Raw genomic sequence first — 9,666 nt, 5'->3', positions numbered from 1 at the left:
TGGCTGGCCGCGACCGCCCTGGCCGTCGCGCTGGCGGCCGGCGGCGCCGCCTGGGCGCTACTGGGCAGGGACGGCGGCCCCGGGCCCGGGCCGGGCGACCGCACCGCGTCCGCGAGCGCGCGGCCCGGGTCCTCCGCCGAGCCGGACGCCGAGCAGGGCTACGGGAGTGACCGGCCCGGTACGGGCGGCGCGGACGAGGGCGGCGACGGGGGCGGGCGGCGCACCGCATCGCCCGCGGTCACGGTCACGGTCGCCGTCTCGACCGTACGCGGCGGCTATACGGGGAGGTGTCCGCCGCCCGTCGCCGCGGCCCCGGCATTCTCCGGGGTCATCACGGTCAGCCGCGGTCCGGCCGAGGTGGTCTACCGCTGGGACATCGACGGCGGCGGTTCCCCCGACGGGCCGTGGCGGACGGTCCGCTTCCCGGACGGCGGGGCGCAGCGGGTGACGGTGGGGCTCACGGTGACGGCGTACGAGCCGGGCGGCACACTGACGGGCCGGGCGGGGCTGAAGGTGCGGAGCCCGGAGGCGGTCACTTCGAACCGCGCCGCCTTCTCCCTGACGTGCGAGAGGGAGGCCCCGAGCGGCGGGGCCTCCCCTGCTCCTTCCTCCCCGGAGCCGTCCCCCACGGAGCCGTCCCCCACGGACACGGAGACGACTCCGGAACCGTCCCCTACGGACACGGGGGCCTCCCCCACGGACACGGGGGCTTCCCCTACGTACGGCGGGGACTCTCCCTCAGGGGACGAGAGCTCGCCTTCGGGGGGTGAGAGCTCGCCCTGGTAGGGGCTACGCGGTGGCGCGGAACACCGGCAGGTAGCCGCTGGACTGGCCGGTGGCGGTCGGGTGGTAGGACTCGTCGACGGGATAGCTGACGCTGTGCAGCCAGGCGCTGCCCGAGCAGATCTCGTGGCCGGCGAAGGTGGTGTTGGCGTCACCGAAGGCGAAGCCGTGGTCGGCGGCCCGCTTGGCGGTGACGGAGTTGATGTCGTCCGCCGCGGCGTTTATCGCGGCGCGTTCCTTCTCGGTGAGGCCGGCGACGCAGTCACCGCTCAGCTTGTAGAAGCGGGGGTAGCCCAGGACGGCCACGTGGGCGTTGGGCGCCTTGCCGGAGATGGCGCTGTACACCTGGTCCAGCTTCCCGGGGAGCGTGGTGTTGATGTACGTGCGCGCCTGCTGGACCCGGGCCAGGCAGGTGCTCTCGGAGTAGAGCACGCAGGTGGTCATGGTGTCCGCGAAGCCGGCGTCGTTGCCGCCGACGGTCAGGGAGACCAGGCTCGTGTCACCGTTCACAGCCGTCAATTGGCTGTTGAGGACATCACCCGTACGGGCGCCCGAGCAGGCCGCGAAGGTGAACGAGGCGGGTGAGTTCGCGGCGGCCCAGAGGGCGGGGTACGCCTTGCTGCTGCGCTTGCAGGAGCCGCTGCCACTGTCGTAGCTGCCGGCTCCGACGCCGGAGGAGTAGGAGTCGCCGAGCGCCACATAGCGTGCGGCGCCGTCGAGTTGGGCGGCGGAAGCGGGAGCGGCGCCGAAGAGCGCCAGGGACGAGGTGATGAGGAAGGCGGACAAGAAGCCCGCACATCTGGAAACTCTCATGGAACCTCCAATAGCAGGATCTCTGCCGCAACCGTGGTAGCAGTACGACACGGTTGATGGAAGTGTTCATGCCAACTTTGCTACTCGCGTAGAGCGTGAGTGGCCACGCGCCCCGGCGGATTGCCGCACTATGTCGTGCATATGACATCAAGCCAGGCCCTCTTGTCTCCTCTCCCGTCTCTCGGCGAATCTTTCGTCAGGGCGGCCCGTCGCATCCTCAACTGCCGCCCGTAGCGCACGAATCCGTGCGCCACCCCCCAAGCGCACGCACCACGCGCACCTGATGAGGAGGACCCCCTCGCATGGCAGTGATGCGTACCACCACCAAGGTTTTCGGCCGGATTCCGGCCAGGCTCCGGATCGCCACGGCGGTCACCGCGGCGTCGGCCGCCGTCACCCTCGGCGTCGCCGCGCTCCCGGCCCAGGCCGCGCCCGCCGAGGGCACGGTCATCGGCGCGGGCGCCGCGAACGCCGTCCCGGGCAGCTACCTCGTCACCCTCAAGAAGTCCGCGGGCCTCAAGGCCGCGTCCGCCGACGGCAGACGCCTGATATCCGCGCACGGCGGCACCGTGCGGCGGACGTACACCGCCGCGCTCAACGGCTACGCGGCCCGCCTCTCCGCCACCGAGGCGAGACGGCTCGCCGCCGACCCGGCCGTGGACCAGGTGTTCCAGGACACGACGGTGCACGCCACCGGCACCCAGGCCGCTCCCCCGTCCTGGGGTCTGGACCGCATCGACCAGACGAACCTCCCGCTGGACCGGAGATACACGTACCCGGACAGCGCCGGAAGCGGTACGACCGTGTACGTCATCGACACCGGAGTCCGGGTCACCCACCAGGACTTCGGCGGCCGCGCCGTGAACGGCTACGACGCGGTGGACAACGACAACGTCGCGCAGGACGGCAACGGCCACGGCACCCACGTCGCGGCCACCGCTGCCGGCACGAGTTACGGCGTCGCCAAGAAGGCCAAGGTCGTCGCCGTACGGGTGCTCAACAACTCCGGCTCCGGGACCACCGCCCAGGTCGTCGCGGGCATCGACTGGGTCACCAAGAACCACAGCGGCCCGTCGGTGGCGAACATGTCGCTGGGCGGCGGCGTGAGCACCGCGCTGGACAACGCCGTGAAGAACTCCATCGCGAGCGGCGTGACCTACGCGATCGCGGCCGGCAATTCCAACGCGGACGCGAACACCTCCTCGCCGGCCCGCGTCCCCGAAGCGATCACCGTCGGCGCCACCACCAGCACCGATGCCCGCGCCAGCTACTCCAACTACGGCTCCCGCCTGGACCTGTTCGCGCCCGGGAGCAGCATCACCAGCGCCTGGCGGACCTCCGACACCGCCACCAACACCATCTCCGGTACGTCCATGGCCACCCCGCACGTAGCCGGCGCGGCCGCCGTCTACCTCGCCGGGCACCCGTCCGCCTCGCCCGCCGCGGTGTCGAGCGCCCTGGTCGGCGGCGCCACGTCCGGCGTCGTGACCAGCCCCGGCAGCGGTTCCCCGAACAAGCTCCTGAAAATCGTTCCGTAACCTCCGGGCGCCCGCGCACGCCCGGCGCCCCACACGTTTCCGACACGACCGGAACTGACGGTTCCATGGCTCGGTACCACAGTTTGCCGACGGGCCACGTCCACCGCGACCAGTGCGGCGGACGTGGCTCGTTCACGTCTTCTTTGCATCTTGACGGGCGCCCGGCGGGCGGGCCACATTGAAGCCCGGCATCGGGTGCTTATGAGCATCAGGCCGCTTTATGGGGGGCAAAGCTGCCAATGCAGACCAAGACCATCAACAGCAACAGATCGAGCGGCAGCAGACCGGCCCGGGGGGAGCCGACGCCACTGCTCGCGGGAGCCGCCGTCGCGGTGGGGGGTGTGGGTGCCGTGCTGGCGCTCGCCGACCTCGCCTCGCCGCTGCGCGCGCCCTTCACGCTCTTCTTTCTGCTCGGCGCGCCGGCGGCCGCCATCGCCGCCGCCCTGGGCCGTCTGGACCCGCTCAGCCGCACGGTGGTCGCGGGCGCGGGGGCGCTCGCCGTCGACATGCTGGTCGCGCAGGCGATGCTGTCGCTGCACATGTGGTCGGCGCGCGGCGGGGTCGTGGCCGTGGCGGCGATCAGCGGCACCCTCTTCCTGCTGGCGAGCGTGCGGCGCCGGGGGGCGTCCGCGCCAGATGCACGGACGGACTGAACGTGGACATCAGCGTGTACCGCCCCGGCGAGCTGAGCGGCGCCGACCGGGCGGCGTGGACCGCCGTGCAGTCCCAGGCACACCTCCTGGGCGCACCGGTCCTGGGAAATCCTTTTCTCGCACCGGAGTTCGCGCTCGCGGTGGGCCGCTGTCGCCGCGGCGTGCGGGTCGCGGTGATCAGGGAGGACGGCGAGCCGGCCGCGTTCCTGCCCTTCCAGCGGAGCGCGCTGGGCGTCGGACGGGCGATCGGCCTCGGCGTCTCGGACGCCCAGGGTCTGGTGCACCGGCCCGGCTTCCAGTGGGAGGCGCGCGAGCTGCTGCACGCGTGCGGGCTGGCGGTGCTGGAGTTCGATCACCTGGTCGAGGGCCAGAAGCCGTTCGAGGCGCAGCCCCTGCAGCCGTTCCCGTCCCCGGTGATCGACGTGGACCAGGGCTTCGAGACGTACATGGCCCGGCTGCGGAAGCAGTCGCCGAAGTTCACCCGCACCACCCTCGCCAAGGAGCGCAAGCTCGGGCGGGACGTGGGCGAGGTGCGGTACGTCCACGACGAGCGCGATCCGGCCGTTCTGCGCCGGCTGATCGACTGGAAATCGGCGCAGTACCGAAGAACGGGGCGCAGCGACCGCTTCGCGCGGCCGTGGATCACGCACCTGGTGGAGCAGCTGTTCCACACCCGCACCGACTCCTTCGCGGGCGTGCTGTCGGTCCTGTACGCCGGCGAGCGGCCGGTCGCCGCGCACTTCGGGCTGCGTTCGGAGCGGGTGCTGGCGTGCTGGTTCCCGGCCTACGACCCGGAGTTCGCGAAGTTTTCGCCGGGGCTGATCCTGCATCTGCGGATGGCCGAGGGGGCCGCCGCGGATTCCATGGCGTATCTGGATCTCGGCCGTGGCGAGAAGGAGTACAAGGATTCTTTCAAGACACGGGAAATTCAGGTTTCCGAAGGGTGGGTGACGCGGCGCCACCCGGTGGCGCTGGGACATCGCGCACGGCGCGCGCCGGTAAAAGCACTGCGGAACACCGTGGTGACCCGGCCGGAATTGTTCGAGCCGGCCGACCGACTGCTCAAACGGATGGGCCGAATCCGTACCGGAGAACACGGAACGGTCCGCTCCCTTTCCACCGACAAGACAAAAGGGGATTTGTAGTTCCAGCTCTTGCCATAGAGTGCCAATCATCAATACGGTCGTACAATCCACCCGCAACGGATCGTCATCCAGCGGCTCTAGGGGAGGGCTCAAGCGCCGCGACGGGGCCCGGGGCGGGGCGCGGTAGGGGGGTGCCGTGCTCGATACGTATGCCAGCGTCGAGTCACGAGCCGCGGAAACACGCATGCCAGCTCGCTCTGTCCGTCCGGTGTTCCATGCCGTGCTGACCAGAGTGTGAACCCCCCTTTCGAACCGGAAACACATCCGGGCTGCCCGGGGGTGGGCGGCCTACCGGACGAGAGGGAAAAAAGACTCATGAGCTCGTTCCTTCGCCCTGCGGAGACGGATCAGAAATCCGCAGCGCGGATTCCCGCACAGGCGCAATACCGACCCGTTTCCTCACACTTGGCGATTGCTCCGCCGGTCAGCGTCGTGATACCTGCGATGAACGAAGCGGAAAATCTCCCGTACGTTTTCAAGACACTTCCGGACTGGATCCACGAAGTGGTCCTGGTGGACGGGAATTCCACCGACGACACCGTGCAGGTGGCACGGGACCTGTGGCCGGACGTCACGGTCGTGAAGCAGCGCGGCAAGGGCAAGGGAGACGCCCTGATCAGCGGCTTCGCGGCGTGCACCGGCGAGATCATCGTCATGATCGACGCGGACGGCTCGGCGGACGGCGCCGAGATCGTCTCCTATGTCTCGGCGCTGGTCGGCGGCGCCGACTTCGCCAAGGGCTCGCGGTTCGCCAACGGCGGCGGCACCGACGACATGACGCCCATCCGCAAGCTCGGCAACCGTGTGCTGACCACCCTGGTCAACACCAAGTTCGGCGCCCGCTACACCGACCTGTGCTACGGCTACAACGCCTTCTGGCGGCACTGCCTGGACGAGATCGCGCTGGACTGCGCGGGCTTCGAGGTCGAGACGCTGATGAACATCCGCGTCGTCAAGGCGGGATTGCGCGTCCAGGAGATCCCCAGCCACGAGTACAACCGCATCCACGGCGTCAGCAACCTGCGCGCGGTCCGGGACGGCATCCGCGTCCTGAAGGTCATCATGCGCGAACGCGGCACCCGTAAGCGCGCGGTGCGGCCCGCGATGATCACGGGAGAGGTGTCTTGAGCGTCCGCGTCTCCGTGGTGATCTGCGTGTACACCGAGGACCGCTGGGGCGACATTCTCGCCGCGGCGGCCTCGGTGCGTGACCAGCTGCACCCGGCACACGAGATCCTGCTCGTCGTCGACCACAACCCGGCCCTGCTGACGCGGCTGCGCGCGCAGTTCGCCGGGGCCACCGATATCAGCGTGCTGCCCAACGCCGGGCCCAGAGGCCTCTCCGCGGGCCGCAACACCGGCGTCGCGGAGTCCACCGGGGAGGTCATCGCCTTCCTCGACGACGACGCGGTCGCCGAGCGCGAGTGGCTGCTGCACTTCGCCGAGGGGTACGCCGACCCCAGGGTGATGGCGATCGGCGGCCGTACCGAGCCGATCTGGGCCTCCGGGCGCCGCCCCGCGTGGTTCCCCCGGGAGTTCGACTGGGTCGTCGGCTGCACCTACCTCGGCCTGCCGCCGGGCCGGACCCGGGTGCGCAACGTCCTCGGCGGCAACGCCTCGTTCCGCCGCGAGGCGTTCGAGATCGCCGGCGGGTTCGCCACCGGCATCGGCCGGGACGGCGACAAGCGGCCGCTGGGCTGCGAGGAGACCGAGCTGTGCATCCGGCTCACCCGCGCGTGCCCGGACGCCGTCCTGCTCATCGACGACCGGTCGGTGATCCACCACCGGGTCCCGGCGGGCCGCGAGCGCTTCGCTTACTTCCGCACCCGCGCCTACGCCGAGGGCCTGTCCAAGGCCCTGGTCGCGCGCAGCGTAGGCGCCCAGGAGGGGCTGTCGACGGAGCGCCGCTACACCACCCGCGTGCTGCCCTCCGGGGTGGCGCGCGGCGTCCGCGACGCGCTGCTGCGCAGGCCGGGCGGCGCGGCCCGGGCGGGCGCGATCGTCGCGGGCGTGGCGGCCGCGGCCGGCGGCTATCTGGTCGGCACGGCCCGCACCCGCCGCTCGGGCGGCGGATTCGTGATCGCTGCGGTACCGGGGCCGACAGCCGCGGCGGTACCGGGGCCGACGGCCGCCCGCCCGCCGGCGGAGCCCGTGCGGCTGGCCGTACGGGCCGAGAAGCCTGTACGGGCCGAGAAGCCCGTACGCGGCGACGCTCCGGCCCCCGGCAAGGGCGTGCTGCGCGGCGACGAGGGGGCGGTCGCGTGACCGGCCCCGAGGGCAGCGCCCTCTCCCCCGTGCCGATCCTCATGTACCACGCGGTCGCCCACAAGCCGGCCCCCGCGACGCACGGCCTGTCCGTCGCGCCCGGCGCGTTCGCCGAGCAGATGGCGGTCCTGGACGACGAGGGGTACCACCCGCTGACCACCGAGCGGCTCGCGGCGGCCTGGCGGGACGGCGGCCCGCTGCCCGACCGCCCGGTCCTGATCACCTTCGACGACGGCTACGAAGGCGTGCACCGGCACGCCCTGCCCGTCCTGGCCAAGTACGGCTTCCCGGCCACCCTCTTCGTCTCCACCGGCTGGCTGCCGGGGCCGTACGACACCGGTGGCGCGCTGGACACCATGCTCGGCTGGGAACAGGTGCGGGAACTGGCCGCGGCCGGCGTGGAGATCGGCGGCCACAGCCACACCCATCCCCAGCTGGACCAGCTCTCCGACGACCGGCTCTGGTCCGAGGTGCTGCGCTGCAAGGGGATCGTCGCCGAGCAGCTGGGCGCCGCCCCGGTGTCCTTCGCCTACCCGTACGGCTATTCCAGCCGGCGGGTGCGGCGGACGGTGCGCGCCGCCGGCTTCCACCAGTCGCTGGCGGTCGGCAACGGACTGGCCGGCCACCGGCAGGGCCCGTACGCGCTGCGCCGGCTGACCGTGCGGCGCGGCACGGACCTGGCGGAGTTCCGGCGGATCGTCGCGGGCGAGGCCATCGGCCGCATCTTCGCCAAGGACCACGTCCTCACCAAGGGCTACGCCCTGCTCCGCAGATCGCGTCAGGCGATCCGGCTCTGCACACCCGGGGGCTGACCCCGCGCTGCGGCGCCGACGTAAGGCCGTCAGTGGGGCCCGGTGACACACAGTGCCGGGCCTCAGGAAAGGGAACCCGAGCCAGTGTCTGACACGACCACCCGGACCGAGGAACGCACGCGGGGCCAACAGGCACCGGACGGGCGCAGGCTGCGGTTCCCGGGGCGCGGCGGTGGCACGCCCCTCTTCCGCAACGCCTACGCGCTGATGCTCAACACGGGCATCTCCGGGCTGCTGGGCCTCGGCTTCTGGCTGGTCGCCGCGCGCTACTACACCGAGTCGGCGGTCGGCCAGGGCTCGGCGGCGATCGCCGCGATGAAGCTGCTGGCCGGGCTCACCGCGGTGACGCTGACCGGCGCGCTGGCCCGCTTCATCCCGGTCGCCGGGCGGGCGACGGGCCGGCTGGTGTTCCGTACGTACGCGGGCAGTTCGCTGGTCGTGGCGGTGGCCGCCGGCGTCTTCCTGCTCACTCTGGACCTGTGGGGCCCGTCGTACCGCTTCCTGCACGGCCCGCTCAACGGCCTGGGCTTCGTCGTGGCGGTCATCGCCTGGTCGGTGCTGACCCTGCAGGACGGGGTGCTGACCGGGCTGCGCAGCGCCCTGTGGGTGCCGGTGGGCAATCTGGTCTTCTCGGCGGTGAAGCTGGCGCTGCTGGTCGCGATCGCGGCGGCGGCGCCCACCGCGGGCGTCTTCGTGTCCTGGGTCGCGGCGATCGCGGTGTCCGTGATCCCGCTGGGCTGCCTGGTCTTCCGGCGCCTCGTGCCGCGCCACATCGCGGCCACCGCGCGCACCGTACGGCCGCCCTCGCTGCGCGAGATGGGCCGCTTCCTGGCCGGCGACTACACCGGTTCCCTCTTCTCGCTCGCGGTGGTCTACCTCGTACCCGTACTCGTCGCCTCGCAGGTCAGTGCGGCCGACAACGCGTACTTCTACATCACCACCACCATCGGCGGCACGGTCAACCTCCTCGCCATCAACATGGGCGCCTCGCTGACCGTGGAGAGCTCGCACGACCCGGCGCGGCTGGCGGAGAACACCCGCGCGGTGCTGCGCCGGATGGCCCGCATCATGCTCCCGGTCTGTCTCTTCCTCTTCGTCTGCGCGCCGTACATCCTCGGCGTGTTCGGCAAGGGGTACGCGGACGCCGCGACGCCGCTGCTGCGCTGGTTCGCGGTCGGCGCGGTGCTGCGCGTGGTGATGGAGACGTACTTCGCTGTGCTGCGCGCGCAGAGCAGGACCTCCGGCCTCGCCTACCTCCAGGGCCTGCTGTGCCTCCTCGTGCTCGGCCTGACGCTGCTCCTGTTGCCGCGGATGGGGCTGACCGGCGCGGGCGTCGCGGAGGTGTGCAGCCTGACCGTGATCGCCTCGGTCGCGATGGTGAAGCTGTCCGGCGTGGTCCGGGGCCGCCCGGTGGCGCCGCTGGCCAAGGCGCCGGCCGACGGTGTGGCCCCCGACGGCGACCTGGCGGACCTGGCGATGCACGGCGACCTGGGCGACGCGATACGCACTCCCCGGGACGGCCGGGCCGCCGCCCCCGAGGACGAGGGGGCGCGCCGGCCCACATGGGCGCAGCGCGCCCGGCTCGACGTGGACACGATGCCGCTGGGCGTGCATGTGGACTTCGACCACATGGAGCGCCGCCCGGACGTGCGGCCGCC

Annotated in this window: 8 protein-coding genes and 1 pseudogene; 8 read left to right on the top strand and 1 reads right to left on the bottom strand. The window is 71.8% G+C overall.

The window, feature by feature from the left end; genetic code table 11:
- Positions 1-786: pseudogene (locus tag ABT381_RS33475) on the top strand (hypothetical protein); the annotation flags it as partial.
- 3 nt (positions 787-789) lie between these two features.
- Here ABT381_RS33475 and ABT381_RS33470 read toward each other — a convergent pair.
- Positions 790-1,596, bottom strand: coding sequence for an SGNH/GDSL hydrolase family protein (locus ABT381_RS33470; protein ID WP_351601079.1), 807 nt, complete (start codon positions 1,594-1,596; stop codon positions 790-792).
- Positions 1,597-1,898: 302 nt separating this feature from the next.
- On the opposite strand from ABT381_RS33470, the gene ABT381_RS33465 reads away from it, so the two are divergent.
- From ABT381_RS33465 to ABT381_RS33435, 7 genes are all read left to right on the top strand, one after another.
- Positions 1,899-3,134, top strand: a complete 1,236-nt coding sequence (locus tag ABT381_RS33465; RefSeq protein WP_351601076.1) for a S8 family peptidase — start codon at positions 1,899-1,901, stop codon at positions 3,132-3,134.
- Between the two features lie 239 nt (positions 3,135-3,373).
- A complete protein-coding gene (locus ABT381_RS33460; protein ID WP_351601073.1) occupies positions 3,374-3,787 on the top strand; it encodes a hypothetical protein in 414 nt (137 codons plus the stop codon).
- 2 nt (positions 3,788-3,789) lie between these two features.
- Positions 3,790-4,932: a GNAT family N-acetyltransferase gene (locus tag ABT381_RS33455; protein WP_351601070.1), complete on the top strand. Its 1,143-nt coding sequence runs from the start codon at positions 3,790-3,792 to the stop codon at positions 4,930-4,932.
- Positions 4,933-5,247: 315 nt separating this feature from the next.
- A complete protein-coding gene (locus ABT381_RS33450) occupies positions 5,248-6,060 on the top strand; it encodes a glycosyltransferase family 2 protein (protein ID WP_351601067.1) in 813 nt (270 codons plus the stop codon).
- Positions 6,057-7,196, top strand: a complete 1,140-nt coding sequence (locus tag ABT381_RS33445; protein ID WP_351601063.1) for a glycosyltransferase family 2 protein — start codon at positions 6,057-6,059, stop codon at positions 7,194-7,196. The genes ABT381_RS33450 and ABT381_RS33445 overlap by 4 nt, the downstream gene beginning before the upstream one ends.
- A 41-nt stretch (positions 7,197-7,237) precedes the next feature.
- Positions 7,238-8,008, top strand: a complete 771-nt coding sequence (locus ABT381_RS33440) for a polysaccharide deacetylase family protein (protein WP_351601082.1) — start codon at positions 7,238-7,240, stop codon at positions 8,006-8,008.
- Between the two features lie 84 nt (positions 8,009-8,092).
- The coding region (locus tag ABT381_RS33435) for a lipopolysaccharide biosynthesis protein (protein WP_351601060.1) at positions 8,093-9,666 on the top strand (1,574 nt) is incomplete at its 3' end.

Origin of the sequence: Streptomyces sp. NPDC000151 (assembly GCF_040301705.1) — a bacterium.
In the GTDB taxonomy this organism is placed as follows: Bacteria; Actinomycetota; Actinomycetes; order Streptomycetales; family Streptomycetaceae; genus Streptomyces.
Note: the sequence above shows the minus strand (reverse complement) of the source record. Positions and strands in the feature narration are given on the sequence as shown.

Excerpts from the sequence above, each read along its gene's own strand:
- ABT381_RS33450 (WP_351601067.1), top strand. The coding sequence starts at position 5,248 with ATGAGCTCGTTCCTTCGCCCTGCGGAGACGGATCAGAAATCCGCAGCG.
- ABT381_RS33465 (WP_351601076.1), top strand. The coding sequence starts at position 1,899 with ATGGCAGTGATGCGTACCACCACCAAGGTTTTCGGCCGGATTCCGGCC.
- ABT381_RS33460 (WP_351601073.1), top strand. The coding sequence starts at position 3,374 with ATGCAGACCAAGACCATCAACAGCAACAGATCGAGCGGCAGCAGACCG.
- ABT381_RS33440 (WP_351601082.1), top strand. The coding sequence starts at position 7,238 with ATGTACCACGCGGTCGCCCACAAGCCGGCCCCCGCGACGCACGGCCTG.
- ABT381_RS33470 (WP_351601079.1), bottom strand. The coding sequence starts at position 1,596 with ATGAGAGTTTCCAGATGTGCGGGCTTCTTGTCCGCCTTCCTCATCACC.